Annotated in this window: 11 protein-coding genes; 5 read left to right on the forward strand and 6 right to left on the reverse strand. The window is 63.8% G+C overall.

Annotated features, from left to right (window positions below; genetic code table 11):
- The first annotated feature begins 65 nt into the window (after nt 1–65).
- Complete coding sequence (locus ACN9M1_RS06675; RefSeq protein WP_426398435.1) at nt 66–1340, forward strand: amidohydrolase family protein; 1275 nt, start codon at nt 66–68, stop codon at nt 1338–1340.
- Nucleotides 1341–1394: 54 nt separating this feature from the next.
- Here ACN9M1_RS06675 and ACN9M1_RS06680 read toward each other — a convergent pair whose 3' ends face one another.
- From ACN9M1_RS06680 to ACN9M1_RS06695, 4 genes are all read right to left on the reverse strand, one after another.
- Nucleotides 1395–3509, reverse strand: coding sequence for a M3 family metallopeptidase (locus ACN9M1_RS06680; protein WP_426398436.1), 2115 nt, complete (start codon nt 3507–3509; stop codon nt 1395–1397).
- Nucleotides 3510–3616: 107 nt separating this feature from the next.
- Nucleotides 3617–4486 carry a bifunctional methylenetetrahydrofolate dehydrogenase/methenyltetrahydrofolate cyclohydrolase FolD gene (gene folD / locus ACN9M1_RS06685; RefSeq protein WP_426398438.1) on the reverse strand — a complete coding sequence of 290 codons (870 nt, stop codon included), beginning with the start codon at nt 4484–4486 and terminating at the stop codon, nt 3617–3619.
- Between the two features lie 87 nt (nt 4487–4573).
- Entirely contained in the window at nt 4574–5206 is a 633-nt protein-coding gene (locus tag ACN9M1_RS06690; protein WP_426398439.1) for a response regulator transcription factor, read from the reverse strand.
- A gap of 178 nt (nt 5207–5384) precedes the next feature.
- On the reverse strand, nt 5385–7916 hold the full coding sequence (locus tag ACN9M1_RS06695; protein WP_426398440.1) for a PAS domain S-box protein: 2532 nt from the start codon (nt 7914–7916) through the stop codon (nt 5385–5387).
- Nucleotides 7917–8291: 375 nt separating this feature from the next.
- Here ACN9M1_RS06695 and aceE point away from each other — a divergent pair, with 375 nt between their 5' ends.
- The 4 genes from aceE to lpdA all read left to right on the forward strand — a co-directional run bounded on the left by aceE (nt 8292) and on the right by lpdA (nt 15343).
- The gene (aceE, locus tag ACN9M1_RS06700; RefSeq protein WP_426398441.1) at nt 8292–10982 is read left to right on the forward strand and encodes a pyruvate dehydrogenase (acetyl-transferring), homodimeric type; all 2691 of its coding nucleotides are present in this window, start codon (nt 8292–8294) and stop codon (nt 10980–10982) included.
- Between the two features lie 154 nt (nt 10983–11136).
- The gene (gene aceF, locus ACN9M1_RS06705) at nt 11137–12813 is read left to right on the forward strand and encodes a dihydrolipoyllysine-residue acetyltransferase (RefSeq protein WP_426398442.1); all 1677 of its coding nucleotides are present in this window, start codon (nt 11137–11139) and stop codon (nt 12811–12813) included.
- A gap of 115 nt (nt 12814–12928) precedes the next feature.
- Nucleotides 12929–13501 (forward strand): MFS transporter, encoded by a 573-nt coding sequence (locus ACN9M1_RS06710; protein ID WP_048932532.1) that lies wholly within the window; start codon nt 12929–12931, stop codon nt 13499–13501.
- A 57-nt stretch (nt 13502–13558) separates the two neighbouring features.
- Nucleotides 13559–15343 (forward strand): dihydrolipoyl dehydrogenase, encoded by a 1785-nt coding sequence (gene lpdA / locus ACN9M1_RS06715; RefSeq protein ID WP_426398443.1) that lies wholly within the window; start codon nt 13559–13561, stop codon nt 15341–15343.
- Nucleotides 15344–15447: 104 nt separating this feature from the next.
- On the opposite strand, the gene ACN9M1_RS06720 is transcribed toward lpdA, so the two are convergent.
- Entirely contained in the window at nt 15448–16008 is a 561-nt protein-coding gene (locus ACN9M1_RS06720) for a hypothetical protein (protein WP_426398444.1), read from the reverse strand.
- A 332-nt stretch (nt 16009–16340) separates the two neighbouring features.
- Nucleotides 16341–16919 carry a phasin family protein gene (locus tag ACN9M1_RS06725; protein ID WP_426398445.1) on the reverse strand — a complete coding sequence of 193 codons (579 nt, stop codon included), beginning with the start codon at nt 16917–16919 and terminating at the stop codon, nt 16341–16343.
- Between the last annotated feature and the right edge of the window lie 39 nt (nt 16920–16958).

A 16958-nucleotide genomic window follows, 5' to 3' on the forward strand; every position in this document is an offset into this window, starting at 1 on the left:
GCCCCCGTGCTGCCGCCATCACTGGCTTGAGGTAGATTGAACCCCATGCACTCAGAGGAGCCCGTATGGATTTCGTGATCCGCAACGCCAATCTGCCCGATGGGCGTGTCGGCATCGACATCGGTATCGACGCCGGCCGCATTGCCGCGGTGCAGCCGAGTCTGCCCACGCGGGGTGCGGAGGAGGTCGACGCGGCGGGCATGCTGGTATCGCCGCCGTTTGTCGATGCGCACTTCCATATGGATGCGACCCTCTCGTATGGCCTGCCGCGCGTGAACCAGTCCGGCACGCTGCTCGAGGGCATCGCGCTCTGGGGCGAGCTCAAGCCCGTGTTGACGCAGGAAGCGCTGATCGAGCGTGCCCGGCGTTACTGCGATTGGGCGGTCGCGCGCGGCCTGCTGGCGATTCGCTCGCACGTGGATGTGTGTGACGCCCGCTTGCTGGCCGTCGAGGCGTTGCTCGACGTCAAGCGTCAGGTGGCGCCGTATCTGGACTTGCAGCTCGTGGCGTTTCCACAAGATGGCGTGCTGCGCAGCCCCGGCGCATTCGACAACCTCAAGCGCGCCATCGATATGGGCGTCGACGTGGTCGGCGGTATCCCGCATTTCGAGCGCACGATGGCCGATGGCGCGGAGTCCGTTCGGCTGCTGTGCGAGTTTGCCGCCGAGCGCGGCTTGCGTGTCGACATGCATTGCGACGAATCCGACGATCCGCTCTCGCGCCATATCGAGACGCTAGCCTCGCAAACGCACCGCTTGGGTTTGCATGGGCGCGTGGCGGGCTCGCATCTGACGTCGATGCACTCGATGGACAACTACTACGTTAGCAAGCTGCTGCCGCTGATGCGCGAAGCCGGCGTGGCGGCGATCGCCAATCCGCTCATCAACATCACGCTGCAGGGCCGCTCAGACACGTATCCGAAGCGGCGTGGCATGACACGCGTGCCAGAGTTGCTGGCTGCGGGCATCGATGTCGCCTTCGGCCACGATTGCGTGATGGACCCGTGGTACAGCCTGGGCTCCGGCGACATGCTGGAGGTCGCGCACATGGGCCTGCATGTTGCGCAGATGACGGGGCAAGATGCCATGCGCCAATGCTTTGCCGCAGTGACGGAAACCCCCGCGCGCATTCTCGGCCTGGAGGGCTATGGCATTGCGCCCGGGTGTCATGCCGATCTGGTTGTGCTGGATGCCCGTGACCCGATCGAGGCGATCCGCCTGCGTGCCGCGCGCACGCTGGTCATGCGACGCGGCAAGGTGGTGGCGCGTACGCCCGCACCGCATGCCACGCTCTCGCTGCCGGGGCGGCCGGCACACGTCGACTTTCGTTTGCCCCAATGAAAAACGCCGCTTCGGCAGTTGCACGAAGCGGCGCTGTGGGGATGCCGTGCAGCGTCAGGCGGCTTCAGCCATCATGCCGCCGTGACGCAGCAGCGCGTCGATCGAGGGTGCGCGGCCACGGAAGGCCGTAAACGACTCAATCGCCGGGCGACTGCCACCAACGGCCAACACTTCACGGCGATAGCGCTCGCCGGTTTGCGCGTCGAGCACCGAACCACTCAGCTTGCCCGCTTCTTCAAATGCGGCATACGCATCGGCCGACAGCACTTCGGCCCACTTGTAGCTGTAATACCCGGCTGCGTAACCGCCCGCGAAGATGTGGCTGAACGTATTCGGCCAGCGCGACAGTTCCGCCTGCGGCACCACGTGGAATCGGTTGTTGACCTGGCGCGACAGCTCCAGCACCGACGTCGCACCCTTTGGGTCGAAGTCCGTATGCAGGTGCATGTCGAACGTCGAGAACACAATCTGGCGCAGCGTCATCATGCCGTTCTGGAAGTTCTTCGCGGCCAGCATGCGGTCGTACAGGGCACTTGGTAGTGGCGCGCCGGTGTCCGAGTGGCGGGTCATGCGGGAGAGCACTTCCCACTCCCAGCAGAAGTTCTCCATGAACTGGGAGGGCAATTCCACCGCATCCCATTCCACGCCGTTGATGCCGGACACGCCCAGCTCATCCACCTGCGTGAGCATATGGTGCAGGCCATGGCCGAACTCGTGGAACAGGGTGATGACCTCGTCGTGCGTGAACAGGGCGGGCTTGTTGCCGACCGGGCCGGAGAAGTTGCACGTGAGGTAGGCCACCGGGGTTTGCACGCGTGCGTCATCCAGCAGCTTGCGACCGCGCGCGTCGTCCATCCAGGCGCCGCCGCGCTTGCCTTCTCGGGCGTACAGGTCGATGTAGAACTGCGCGAGCAGCTCGCCCTGCGCCGATTCCACGCGGAAGAAACGTACGTCCGGGTGCCACACCTCGGCCTGCTCCGGACGGATCTTGACCGAGAACAGCGTCTGCACGACTTCAAACAACCCATCCAGCACGGCGGGCTCGGGGAAGTACTGCTTCACCTCCTGCTCGGAGAAGGCGTAGCGCGCTTCGCGCAGCTTCTCCGACGCATAGGCCATGTCCCAGGGCTCGAGCTTGTCGATGCCGAGTTTGTCTTTCGCGAAGGCTTGCAGTTCGGCCCAATCCTTTTCGGCAAAGGGGCGGGCGCGGTCGGCCAGTTCGCTCAGGAAGCGCAATACGTCTTCGGGCGAATCGGCCATCTTCGGCACCAGCGACACCTCGCCGAAGTTGCGATAGCCGAGCATGTGCGCCTCTTCCGTGCGCAGCGCGAGCTGCTCGGCCATGTTGGCGGTGTTGTCCCACTCAGCCTTGCCGCCGCCGTATTGCGCGCCGAGCTCGGATGCGCGCGTGACGTTGGCTTCGTACAGCGTGCGACGCAGGGCGCGGTCTTCCGCGTATTGCAGCACCGGGAAGTACGACGGGAAGTGCAGCGTGAACTTCCAGCCGGTGGCGCTCGGGTTATCGCGTTTGGCCGCTTCCTGCGCGGCTTGCTTGGCGTCGTCTGGCAGTCCAGCCAAGCGGGCTTCATCGTCGATGATGAGCGCGTAGGCATTGGTCGCATCAAGCACGTGGTCGCTGAAGGCCTTGGTCAGCTGCGCCTGTTGTTCCTGGATGGCTGCAAAACGCGGCTTCTGATCTTCCGGCAACTCGGCGCCACCCAGGCGGAAGCCGCGCAGCTCGTTATCGAGCAGCTTCTTGCGGGCCGGCGAGAGCGTGGTGTATTCCGCGCTTTCGGCGATCGCCTTGTACTTTTCGAACAGCTCCAGATCCTGGCCCAGACCCGACCAGAATTCCGTCACGCGCGGCAGATTGGCGGCGTGTGCTTCGCGCAGTGCGGGCGTGTCGGCCACAGCGCTCAGGTGGCCGACGATGCCCCAGGCACGGCCCAGCGGCTCCGTGGCGTCTTCGAGCGCCGTGACGACGGTGCTCCAGGTGACGGGCGTGGCCGGGTCCTTGACCTTGGCGACGGCGGCTGCGGCACGTTCGAGCAGCACGTCGATGGCCGGCGTGACGTGTTCGGGGCGAATGTCCGCAAAGCGGGGCAGACCGGAGAAATCGAGCAGCGGGTTGGTTGCCGGGGTGGCCACATTGGGCGAAGTGTCGGTCATGGCGGGCTCGGTTGAAAAATCGGGGGGACAAAAAAAGCGTCCGATCCAGCAGGTGGGGACGCTTTTTTCGTTTCCAACAGGATCAGGTGAAGCTTAGGTCGCTAATGTCAGGCCGCCAGCGCAGATCCTTCGGCAGCGCGCTCGGCGGCTTCCAGGGTGTTGACCAGCAGCATGGTAATCGTCATCGGGCCGACCCCGCCCGGTACGGGCGTGATGTAGCCGGCGACTTCCTTCACGCCCGCAAAGTCGACATCGCCGCACAGCTTGCCGGCGTCGTCGCGGTTCATGCCCACGTCGATGACGACGGCACCGGGCTTGACCATGTCGGCGGTGATGATGTTGCGGCGGCCGACGGCGGCCACGATGATGTCGGCCTCACGCGTGTGGGCGGCCAGATCGCGCGTCTTGCTGTTGCAGACGGTGATGGTGGCGCCGGCCTGCAGCAACAGCATCGCCATCGGCTTGCCGACGATGTTGGAGGCGCCCACCACCACGGCATTGGCGCCGCGCACCGGGTAGTTGATCGATTCCAGCATCTTCATGCAGCCGTACGGCGTGCAGGGGCGGAACAGCGGGGCGCCGGTCATCAGCGCGCCGGCGTTGGCGATGTGGAAGCCGTCGACGTCCTTTTCGGGCGCGATGGCTTCGAGCACCTTGTGGCTGTCGATGTGCTTGGGCAGCGGCAGTTGCACCAGGATGCCGTGGATGCGCGGATCGCGGTTCAGGGCGTCGATGCGGCCGAGCAGGTCCGCTTCGGTCAGGTCAGCCGGGTAGCGGTCGAAAACGGAGAGGAAGCCGTTGTCTTCGCACGCCTTGATCTTGTTGCGTACGTAGACCTGGCTGGCCGGGTCTTCGCCAACAAGGATGACGGCGAGGCCGGGTTGGTGGCCGCGGGCGGTGAGGGCAGCCGCGCGTTGTGCGGCTTCGGCGCGGAGTTGCTTGGCAAGCGCGTTGCCGTCGATGAGTTGGGCGGTCATGGTTGGGCGGAGGAGAGGGAAAGCAAACCGCGATTATAAATCGGTGCTTCCCCCTTCAGCCGCCCGCTTGGTGTTTTGCGACGCTGTTTAGCTGTTGCGCGACAGCGCCAGGCGCAGCAGGTCGGCCACGGTGTTCACGCTGAGCTTTTCCATGATGTTGGCGCGGTGTGCTTCGACGGTCTTGATGGAAATGCCCAGATCATCGGCAATCTGCTTGTTCAGCCGCCCGGCAACGATGCGCTCCAGCACCTGCTGCTCGCGCGTGGTGAGCTTGCCAAGCAGTTCCTTGGCCGCCTTTTGCTCGCGGGCAACGGAGTCTTCCGAGCGTGCCTTGCTGAGCATGCGCTCGACCAACTCGCGCAGTTCCGCTTCGTCGAACGGCTTCTCGATGAAATCCACCGCGCCTTTTTTCATGGTCGACACGGCCATCGGCACATCACCGTGGCCGGTGACGAAGACGATGGGCATGCGGCTGTTTTCGGCCAGCAGGCGGTCTTGCAGTTCCGGGCCGCTCATGCCGTGCATGCGCACGTCGAGGATCAGGCAGCCAACGCCTTCGCCACGTTTGTCGTCCACCAGGAATTCTTCGGCGCTGCGATAGGTGCGCACGGTATAGCCGTTGCCTTCGAGCAGCCACGTCAACGAGTCACGCATGGCTTCATCGTCGTCGACAACGAACACGGTTTCGTTACGCGGCGCAACTGCGGGCGTTGTGCTCATGGAGAGTCCTCGGTTTACGTTCTATGTTTTAAAAACGATTTAGAGCCGCTAACAAAACCGCCCTGGCGTCGTTGCGCCTCCCGCAGTGACGACCATTCGGTACTACTTATACTGTCTGCGTCGGCACGCCTAGCCAGGACAGTTTTGTTAGCGACTCTTATTGCCAGTCAGTTACCGATTACAGCGGGTTCAGCGGCAGGATGATTTTAAACGTACAGCCGATCCCGTCGGCATTGTTTTCCACCCACAGCCGGCCGAGATGGGATTCTATGATGGAGCGGCAGATATTGAGCCCCATGCCCATTCCATCGGATTTGGTACTGAAGAACGGCTCGAACAGGCGTTCCTTGGTGCTGTCGTCCACGCCGGGGCCCTGGTCGATCACCTCGATCAGCACGGAGTTTTCCGGGTCGTCGATCAGGTTGGCGTGCAGGCGCAGGACGCTGGCGGCGCGCAGGCGCGGGTGGGCGGCCATGGCTTCGGCCGCATTCTTGAGCAGGTTGACGAGCACCTGCTCGATCAGCACCGGGTCCACATACAGGTGCGGCAGGTCGGCAGGTAGGCGCGTCAGGATGGTGATGCCGCGCCGCGTGGCTTCCAGTTCGGCCAGTCCGACGGCATCGGCCACGATGTCGCGCAGGTCGGATTCACGTCGCTGGGGCTGGCTGCGTTTCACGAAACCGCGGATGCGCTGGATGATGGTGCCGGCGCGGACGGCCTGGGCGGAGGTCTTTTCCAGCACCGGGATCAGCTCTTCCGCTGTGCTGCGCCCGCTCTTGAGGCGGCCCACGGCGCCCATGCAGTAGTTATTGATGGCAGCCAGCGGCTGATTCAACTCATGCGCCAGCGACGATGCCATCTCGCCCATGGTCGTCAGGCGGCTGGTGAATTGCAGGCGCTCTTCATGCTGACGCGTCATTTCTTCAGCCGCCTTGCGTACGGTGATGTCGGTGGCGATCTGCATTTGCGCGAGGTGGCCGTCGACCCACTGGATATAGCGGCGGCGGACTTCAAACCACTTCTGCATCGACGGCACGTAGATTTCGCGCGCATCCGCCGCGTGCGGCGTCAGTTCGGAGGCGGGCAGGCCGGCGTAGGCGTCCACCAGGTCGAGTGCATCACTGGACACATCTTCCGTGTCAACGTCCTGGCCCGAGAGCTGCAGGTGCCCGAACGCTTCCCAGCCGAAGAGCTGGCGGTAGTAGCGGTTGGCAAACAGCAGCTCAGCCTTGTCCGTGGAGAGCACGGAGACGGCCGCGTCCAGACTCTCCAGCACGGTCGTAAAGCGATCGTGCGCGGCGGCCAGGTCTTCGCGCGCGCGCTTGGGTTCGGTGATGTCGGTGATCGAGCTCATCCACCCCGTGTGGCGGCCGCGCGCGTCAATCAGCGGGGAGACGTACATCCGCGCGTAGAAGCTCGTGCCGTCGCGGCGCATCATGCGCAGTTCCATGCCGTTGGCCGGGGCCTTGCCGCGCAGGGTCAGCTCGATGTGCTTCTGCATCTCGCTGATCTCGTTGGGCGGCCAGTACGGGAACGGCGGCATGCGGCCGACCAGTTCGGCTTCCGTCCAGCCGATCATGCGGCAGAACGCGGGGTTGACGTAGGTGATGCGGCCGTTGAGATCCAGTGCGCGCATACCGATCACCATGGAGTTCTCCATGGCGCGGCGGAACGAGGTTTCCGCCAGCAGCGCGCGCTGCGCCTCGGATCGCCGGCTGGTGTGGCGCCACACGCTCCACAGGCTCCAGATCACGAAGCAGGAGAGCCCGGCCACCAGCCACATCAGCATGTTGTTGGGCAGGTTGGTCGGCGCCGGGTAGGCCTCCGCCCGCAACGACAGCGAGTGCCCCGGCGGATCGAGCAGCACTTCATACGAAGCGGCCGCCTTGGGCACGGGCCGCAGCGATGTGCTCGCGCGGATCACGTTGTTCTTGTCGACCAGCGAGAAGCGGTAGCGGTCCGTTAGTTCGCCGGGCAGCAATTGCGTGAGGATGCCGGTGACAGAGTACAGGGCGCCCACGGTGCCCAGGAACTCGTTGTCGCGCACGATGGGCACTTCCATGAGCATGAAGCTCTCGCCGCGCTCGTTCTGGATCGGGCGTGAATAGACGGCGCGCTGTGTTTCGCGCGCGGCGTCGTAGGCGGCCTGGATTTCGGGCTCGAGCGGGTGGTCGCGGGTTTCGCGCAGACGGGTGACGAACTCGGAGTTGGACGGAAACGCCCAGCGCGGCCGTCGCGTGGCATCGAGCCAGTTGATGAAGACCAGTTCGGGGTTTTCACGCAGGAGCTGGCGGGCGGCGTCTCGGTAGGCGCTCGGGTCGAGCTGCGCGGCGCCGATGTCGCGTGCCAGCGCGGCCACCTGGTCCTGATTGCTCTGCAGCGACAGCCGCACCTTCTGCTCGGCCCAGGCCGCGTCGCGGTAGAGCGCGTCACGCTGCTGCTGTACCTCGGTGGCGTGCAGTTGATACAGGATGAAGATCATCGCGCCGGCAAACAGGACGATTGCCACCAGCGGGATGAACATGAACCAGTTGGTCGTCCACAGCCGGCCCAGGCGCGTCAGCCACAGGCGGCGCGGCATGTTGGGGCGCCCACCGTTTTCGGGCGGCAATTCGGGCGCAGGCACTGAAACCGAGATCGCAGGGGGCGAGGCAGGTTTCGCCGGCTCGGGTGCAGCCGAATCCTGTGAGGCGTGGGAGGGGGAAAGCATGATGGGCGGACGAACGCCTGAATTCTGCGGAAGGGCGGGTGGAAGTAGCGGGGTGGACATCTGTGCAACTGCGCAAAACCAAGTGTAACGGCAATGAACTTACACGTCGCTTGGGGAAACCGCTTGGTGAAGGGTTTTCGTTAAGACCGAAATTGCTGCAGTGCAGCGTCAAAAGTGATTTGTTTTGCATTGCGGCAATATTCCGCATTATAAAAAACCATATCGCAATTTGAAAATTCCGCTTGTGCAGTGTTTGGGGGTGCCCATAGAATCAGCGCAAAAGTCGGGGCGGCCCGTCTGTACGTGTGAACGTACGTGCCGGCGGGCGCCTCTCAAGAGACGCATCAAACGTTACTGCTACCCAAGGAGACCGCCATGTCGGCCGTACCAGAGCAAGTCCTGGGCGCCACGCGCGCCAGCGACGTCGATCCCCAGGAAACCAAGGAATGGCTGGAGGCGCTGCAAGGCGTCATCGGCGCGGAAGGCCCGCAGCGCGCGGCGTTCCTCCTCGACAAGCAGATCGAGTACGCACGCATCAACGGCGTGACCTCGCCGCTGCACGCAGAAACCCCCTACATCAATACGATTCCGGTCGAAAACCAGGACCGCATTCCCGGCGACCAGGAAATCGAGCACCGCATCCGTTCGTACACGCGCTGGAACGCCATGGCGATGGTGCTGCGTGCGAACAAGGACACCAACGTCGGTGGCCACATCTCGTCGTTTGCGTCCGCAGCCACGCTGTATGACGTCGGCTACAACCACTTCTGGCATGCCCCGTCGGACAAGCACGGCGGCGACATGGTGTTCGTGCAGGGCCACTCGGCACCGGGCGTGTACTCGCGTGCCTTCCTGCTGGGTCGTCTGAGCGAAGAGCAGCTCGATAACTTCCGCCAGGAAGTGGACGGCAAGGGCATTTCGTCGTATCCGCACCCGTGGCTGATGCCGGATTTCTGGCAGTTCCCCACCGTGTCGATGGGCCTGGGCCCGATCATGGCGATCTACCAGGCGCGCTTCACCAAGTACCTGGCCAGCCGCGGCCTGATCCAGAACTGGGAAAACCGCAAGGTCTGGGCGTTCCTGGGCGACGGTGAAACCGATGAGCCGGAATCGCTGGGCGCGATCGGCATGGCCGGCCGTGAAAAGCTGGACAACCTCGTCTTCGTGATCAACTGCAACCTGCAGCGCCTGGACGGCCCGGTGCGCGGCAACGGCAAGATCATTCAAGAGCTGGAAAGCGAATTCCGCGGCGCCGGCTGGAACGTCATCAAGGTCATCTGGGGCAGCCGCTGGGACCAACTGCTCGCCCGCGACACCAAGGGCCTGCTGATGAGCCGCATGATGGAATGCGTCGACGGCGAGTACCAGACCTTCAAGTCGAAGAGCGGCGCCTACGTGCGCGAGCACTTCTTCAACACGCCGGAACTCAAGGCCATGGTGGCCGACTGGTCCGACGACGATATCTGGGCGCTGAACCGCGGCGGCCATGATCCGCACAAGATTTACGCGGCATTCCAATCGGCGAGCAACCATAAGGGCCAGCCGACCGTCATCCTCGCCAAGACCATCAAGGGCTATGGCATGGGCGAAGCCGGCGAAGCGATGAACATCGCCCACCAGCAGAAGAAGATGCCGGTGGATGCCATCCGCAAGCTGCGCGATCGCTTCAACATCCCGGTGGCTGACGACCAGCTCGAGAAGGTTCCGTACGTCAAGTTCGAGGAAGGCTCGAAGGAACTCGAATACATGCGCAAGGCGCGCCTGGACCTGGGCGGCTACCTGCCGGCCCGTCGCCAGAAGGCCGATGCGCTGCAAGTGCCGGCACTGTCGGCGTTCGACGCGCTGCTCAAGGCCACCGGTGAAGGTCGCGAAGTGTCCACCACGATGGCCTTCGTGCGTATCCTGAACATCCTGCTGAAGGACAAGAACGTCGGTAAGCACGTCGTGCCCATCGTGCCGGATGAGTCGCGCACGTTCGGTATGGAAGGTCTGTTCCGCCAGGTTGGTATCTGGAACCAGGAAGGCCAGAAGTACGTGCCGCAGGATCACGACCAGCTGATGTTCTACAAGGAATCGCAGACGGGTCAGGTGCTGCAAGAGGGCATCAACGAAGCCGGCGCCATGTGCGACTGGATCGCGGCCGCCACGTCGTATTCGACGCATGGCGTGGCGATGATCCCGTTCTACATCTACTACTCGATGTTCGGCATCCAGCGTATCGGCGACCTGTGCTGGGCCGCTGGCGACATGCGCTCGCGCGGCTTCCTGCTGGGCGGCACCGCTGGCCGCACCACGCTGAACGGCGAAGGCCTGCAGCACGAAGACGGCCACTCGCACGTGTACCACGCTGCCATCCCGAACTGCATCTCGTATGACCCGACCTTCCAGTACGAACTGGCGGTGGTGATGCAAGACGGCCTGCGCCGCATGTATGTCGAGCAGGAAGACGTCTATTACTACCTGACGGTGATGAACGAGAACTACGAACACCCGGAAATGCCGGCGGGTGTCGAGGCCGACATCATCAAGGGGATGTACCAGTTCAAGAAGGGCGTCGAGAACAGCAACGCGCCGCGCGTGCAACTGCTGGGTTCGGGCACGATCTTCCGTGAAGTGATTGCCGCTGCCGATCTGTTGAAGAAGGACTGGGGCGTGGAGTCGGACCTGTGGGGCTGCCCGAGCTTTACCGAGCTGGCCCGCGAAGGCAACGCCACCGCACGCTGGAACCTGCTCAACCCGACCGAACCGCAACGCGAGTCGCACGTCGAGAAGCTGCTCAAGAACGCACGCGGCCCGGTCATCGCATCGACCGACTACGTCCGTACCTTCGCCGAGCAGATCCGCGCCTTCGTGCCGCGTCGCTACGTGGTGCTGGGCACCGACGGCTTCGGTCGCTCGGATACCCGCGAGAAGCTGCGCCACTTCTTCGAGGTGGACCGCTACTGGGTGACGGTCGCGTCGCTCAAGGCACTCGCCGATGAAGGCGTGCTGCCGCGCGAAAAGGTGGCCGAGGCACTGAAGAAGTACAACCTCGATCCGAACAAGCCCAACCCGATGACCGTATAACGGAGCCGCCGGGCGCGCGGGTTGCGTCCCCGGCCGGGCACCGCTCTGACAGACTTTCCGCGACGTGCATTTGCCTGCACGATGCGGTAGCCTGCGGAGCAGTTTGTGCCCGCCGCCGGACGCACTCGCTGCCAGACCCTCTGGAGACAGAAGAATGAGTCAAGTCGTAGAAATCAAAGTGCCGGACATCGGCGACTACAAAGACGTCCCGGTGATCGAAGTGCTGGTCAAGGCGGGCGATACCGTCAACGCTGAGGATTCGCTGGTCACGCTGGAATCGGACAAGGCGACCATGGACGTGCCGTCGCCCAAGAGCGGCGTCGTGAAGGAAGTGAAGATCAAGGTGGGCGACACCGTGTCGGAAGGCTCGCTGGTGCTGCTGCTCGAAGAGCAGGGCGCCGCGGCTGCTCCGGCCCCGGCACCCCAGGCTGCGCCCGCACCGGCTCCGGCCGCTGCTGCGCCGGCCCCCGCACCCGCTGTGCAAGCTCCGGCCCCCGCGCCGGCAGCAGCAGGTGGCGGCACGGTTGAAGTGAAGGTCCCGGACATCGGCGACTACACCGACGTGCCCGTCATCGAGATCAGCGTGAAGGTAGGCGACAAGGTGGAAGCCGAGCAGTCGCTGATCACGCTCGAGTCGGACAAGGCCACGATGGATGTGCCGTCGCCGGCAGCAGGTGTCGTTAAGGAAATCCGCGTGAAGGTGGGCGATGCCGTGTCGGAAGGCACGTTGATCGTCGTGCTGGAGGGCGCTGGCGGTGCTGCTGCCGCTGCTCCGGCACCCGCACAAGCTCCGGCGCCTGCACCGGCTGCCGCTGCACCGAGCCCGGCCCCTGCGGCTGCGCCCGCAGCCGCTCCGGCTGCTGCACCCGCCACGTACACTGCTGACACCGTCGGCACGGTGGGCAAGGCAGCCCATGCCAGCCCGTCGGTGCGCAAGTACGCGCGTGAACTCGGCGTGAACGTCAACCTGGTTGGCGGCACGGGCCCGAAAAACCGCATCACGCAGGAAGACGTGCAACGCTACGTCAAGGGCGTGATGAGCGGCCAGGCTGCAGCCCCGGGCAAGGCCGCTGCAGGCGCACCGGCTGGCGGTGGCGAGCTGAACCTGCTGCCGTGGCCGAAGGTGGACTTCACCAAGTTCGGCCCGATCGATCCGAAGCCGCTGTCGCGCATCAAGAAGATCTCGGGCGCGAACCTGCATCGCAACTGGGTCATGATCCCGCACGTCACCAACAACGACGAAGCGGACATCACCGATCTGGAAGCCTTCCGCGTGCAGATGAACAAGGAGCACGAAAAGGCCGGCGTGAAGTTCACGATGCTGGCGTTCGTGATCAAGGCGGTGGTGTCGGCGCTGAAGAAGTTCCCCACCTTCAACGCCAGCCTGGACGGCGACAACCTCGTCTTCAAGCAGTACTTCCACATCGGCTTTGCGGCCGACACGCCCAACGGGCTGGTGGTGCCGGTGATCCGCGATGCGGACAAGAAGAGCGTGGTCGATATCGCCAAGGAAATGGCCGACCTGTCGAAGGCCGCGCGCGAAGGCAAGCTCAAGCCGGACCAGATGCAAGGCGGTTGCTTCTCGATCTCGTCCCTGGGCGGCATTGGCGGCACGCACTTCACGCCGATCATCAACGCGCCGGAAGTGGCCATCCTGGGTCTGTCGCGTGGCTATCAGAAGCCGGTGTGGGACGGCAAGCAGTTCGTGCCGCGCCTGACGCTGCCGCTGTCGCTGTCGTACGATCACCGTGTGATCGATGGCGCGGAGGCTGCACGCTTCAACGCGTATCTGGGCAGCCTGCTGGCGGACTTCCGCCGCGTCAGCCTGTAAGCCCGCGCGGGCACCGAGTGGGTGTGGTGGGCATCTGGCTTCGGGCCTGTGCCTATCATCTCCCTTAGGGCCCACATGGGTTTGCAGCGGTCGGCGAATTTTTCGCGAGGACGACATGACGACGTGCGTGGTGGTCAAGAAAGACGGCGAAGTGGCAATCGCAGCCGATTCTCTGGTGACGTTCGGCGACACGCGCCTGGCGCGCGGGTACGAGCAGAACCAGAAGATCTTCCAAGTGGGCGATTCGCTGATCGCGCTGGCGGGTACGACGGCTCACTTCCCGGTCATGCGCAGCCTGCTGACGGGGTTGGCCGATGAGTGCCGCCTGGGCACGCGCGACGACGTCTTCCGGACCTTCCTCAAGGTGCACGAAAAGCTCAAGGACGAGTATTTCGTCAACACCAAGGAAGACGACGACGATCCCTACGAGTCGTCGCAGATCACCTGCCTGATCGCCAACGCAACCGGCATCTACGGCGTCTATTCGTACCGCGAGGTGTTTTCGTTCGACCGTTTCTGGGGCATTGGCTCGGGGCGCAATTTCGCGCTGGGGGCGATGTCGGCGGTGTTCGATATGCCGGGCAAGACGGCGGCGGATGTTGCGCAGGTCGGTGTGTCCGCTGGCGTGGAATTCGACAAGAGCTCCGGCGGCCCGATCGAGGTGCATACAGTACGTCTGCAGGATTGAAAGCGTCGGCGGCCAAGGCGAGTGCCTGCAGCCGACGACAAGAACAAGGAGTCAGGAATGAGCGTGGTGGAAATCAAGGTGCCGGATATCGGCGACTACAAGGACGTGGACGTCATTGAAGTGATGGTGAAGGCGGGCGACGCCGTCACCGTCGATCAGGCGCTGATCACGCTGGAAACCGACAAGGCCACCATGGATGTGCCGTCGGATGTGGCCGGCAAGATTGTCGAAGTCAAGATCAAGGTGGGCGACAAGGTCAGCCAAGGCACGGTGATTGCCACGGCGGAAGCTGGTGCAGCCGCTGCGGCTCCCGCGCCTGCGCAAGCACCGGCTCCGGCCGCCGCACCTGCTGCCGCTCCGGCTGCATCGGCCCCTGCACCGCAAGCGGCCAAGCACGCTGGTGGCGCCGATATCGAATGCGACATGCTCGTCCTCGGCTCCGGCCCTGGCGGCTACTCGGCTGCATTCCGCAGCGCGGATCTCGGCATGAACACCGTGCTGGTCGAGCGCTTCTCCACGCTGGGCGGTGTCTGCCTGAACGTGGGTTGCATCCCGTCCAAGGCGCTGCTGCACACGGCCGCCGTGATGGAAGAAGTCAAGGCGATGGCCGCACACGGCATCGTCTACAGCGAGCCGAAGGTTGATATCAACCAACTGCGCAAGCACAAGGAATCCGTGATCGGCAAGCTGACTGGCGGCTTGGCCGGCATGGCCAAGGCGCGCAAGGTGCAGGTCGTGCGCGGCGTCGGCGCGTTCCTCGATCCGAACCACCTGGAAGTTCAACTGACGGGCGGCGACGGCAAGGCAACCACGGGCGAGAAGAAGGTCATCCGCTTCGCCAAGGCGATCATCGCTGCGGGTAGCGAGGCCGTGAAGCTGCCGTTCATTCCCGAAGATCCGCGCATCGTCGATTCGACCGGCGCGCTGGAGTTGCGTGAAGTGCCGGCCAAGATGCTGGTCATCGGCGGCGGCATCATCGGCCTGGAAATGGCGACGGTGTACAGCACGCTGGGGGCGCGCATCGACGTGGTGGAAATGCTCGACGGCCTGATGCAGGGCGCTGACCGCGACCTCGTCAAGGTGTGGGACAAGATGAACAAGGGCCGCTTCGACAAGGTCATGCTCAAGACCAAGACGGTTGGTGTCGAAGCCAAAGCTGACGGCATCTACGTCAAGTTCGAAGGCGAAGCCGCACCGGCCGAGCCGCAGCGTTACGACATGGTGCTGGTGGCCGTGGGCCGCAGCCCGAACGGCAAGCGCATCGGCGCCGAGAAGGCTGGCGTGGCTGTGACGGACCGCGGCTTCATCGACGTGGACAAGCAACAGCGCACCAACGTGCCGCACATCTACGCGATCGGCGACATCGTCGGTCAGCCGATGCTGGCGCACAAGGCCGTGCATGAAGGCCACGTGGCTGCCGAAGCTGCGCACGGCGAGAAGGCGTACTTCGATGCCAAGCAGATTCCGTCGGTGGCCTTTACCGATCCGGAAGTGGCCTGGGCCGGCCTGACCGAAGACCAGTGCAAGGCGCAGGGCATCAAGTACGGCAAGGGCGTGTTCCCGTGGGCCGCTTCGGGCCGCGCGATCGCCAACGGCCGCGACGAGGGCTTCACCAAGGTGATCTTCGACGAAGAAACGCATCGCATCATCGGCGGCGGCATTGTCGGCACGCATGCGGGCGACCTCATCAGCGAGATTTGCCTGGCCATCGAGATGGGTGCGGACGCTGTGGACATCGGCAAGACCATCCACCCGCACCCGACGCTGGGTGAATCGGTGGGCATGGCAGCCGAGATCTACGAAGGCGTTTGCACGGATGTGCCGCCAGCTCGTAAGCGCTGATCTGCAATTAACCGTCTAGTTTTTGGTGCAACCGAAAAACTAGGCTGGCAAAGCAAGAAGGGCTGCTCGATTGGGCAGCCCTTCTTGTTTGTACTTGGGACGGTTCAGTGCCGGGGTTCTGCGCGGCGGCGATGCCGGCGCAGCAAGCGCAGCGCTGCGGTCAGCCGGCGCCAGGCCAAACGCATCAGCCCATGGCGGTGCGCCCGCCAGATAGCGATGCGGGCTTGCAGGGCCTGCCACGTCGGCGTGGCGCGCAGTGCGGTGAGCATGCGGCGCTTCCAGCCGAGGAACGCCGTTTCCCAGCGGAGATACCACGCGATCGTGTGCAGTTGCGGGCGGACGACGTAGTAGATACGTGCGCCCAGCGCGGTGCTGGCCACCTTCGCCAAGATCAGCACCAGCGTCCCCGCGATCACCTTGCCGCGCGCCAGCACATAGAAAGCCGCCAGCTTGAATGGCAGCAGCACCAGCATCGGCAGGATGAACACGCACAGCGCCTCAATGGGCTCAAACGTAGCCAGCCTGCGCTCTGCGGCCTGGACCCAGGGGTGCATTACTAGCCGCGCAGTTGCCCGCAGCATGGCGTTCCAGATCCATTCTTCAAACATTAGGATCAGGGCGGCTACAACGATCAGGCTGCGCTTGGCAAAGGACTCCGGGGACATCGACGTGAGGGCGGGAGCGGCGAGCCGCAATACAGAATGGAGCGCCGATCGCGCGCAAAAGTTCGCATGTTGTATGCGGCAAGTTGATCGAGCGCACACAAAAAACCCGGCCGAGGCCGGGTCAAAGGTACCCACTGATCACCACTGAGGACAGGTTTTCTTAGCGGTACCGAGGAGACAATCTGACAAATACGGTGGGATGGACCGCTGGGCGCGCGTTTCGGTTCCGCGCAAATGTGCGCAAACGCGGTGTTTGGAAGCGTGATTCGACGCGCAAAACAAAACGGGCCTCCCGAAGGAGGCCCGTCTGAGCGGCAGAAACCGGTTGCCGATTAGGCAGCGGTCGTTGCCTTCTTGCCGGTAGCAGCGCGCGCTTGAGCCGAAGCTTGAGCGGTGGCCTTGCTGGCAGCGTTGGCAGCAGCGTGGAAGTTGCTTTCAGCCAGTTCCACAGCTTGCTTGGTGGCTTTCTGCACCGAGTCGTAGGCGTTGTTGGCGGCCGACAGGGCCGACTTCACCAGGGCCACAGCCGATTCCGAACCGGCCGGAGCGTTCTTCGACACGTTGTCGACCAGCGCTTGCAGCTTGCGGCTGTTTTCGGCGATTTGCACTTCAGCGGCCTTGCTGAATTCGGTTTGCGTGTCCGAAGCGATTTCGTACAGGTGACGGCTGTATGCCAGCACCTTTTCAGCCAGCGGCTGCACGGCGGCGGTTTGCACCGACAGCAGCTCTTGGGCGTCCTTGGCGGTCAGGGCCTTCTTGGCGTGTTCGACGTTCTCAGCCAGGGTGGCCTTGACGACTTGCAGGTTCAGCTCGACCAGCTTTTCGACGCCTTCAAATGCCTTGTTGGTCAGGCCGAAGAAGGTTTCCAGGTTGGCCTTGTGCGCCGCAGCGATCTGTTCCTGAGTCAGCATGTTGTCTCTCCAAATACAAAGGTGGGTCGGGGAATCAAA

The organism is Ralstonia sp. R-29, from assembly GCF_049913345.1.
GTDB lineage: Bacteria > Pseudomonadota > Gammaproteobacteria > Burkholderiales > Burkholderiaceae > Ralstonia.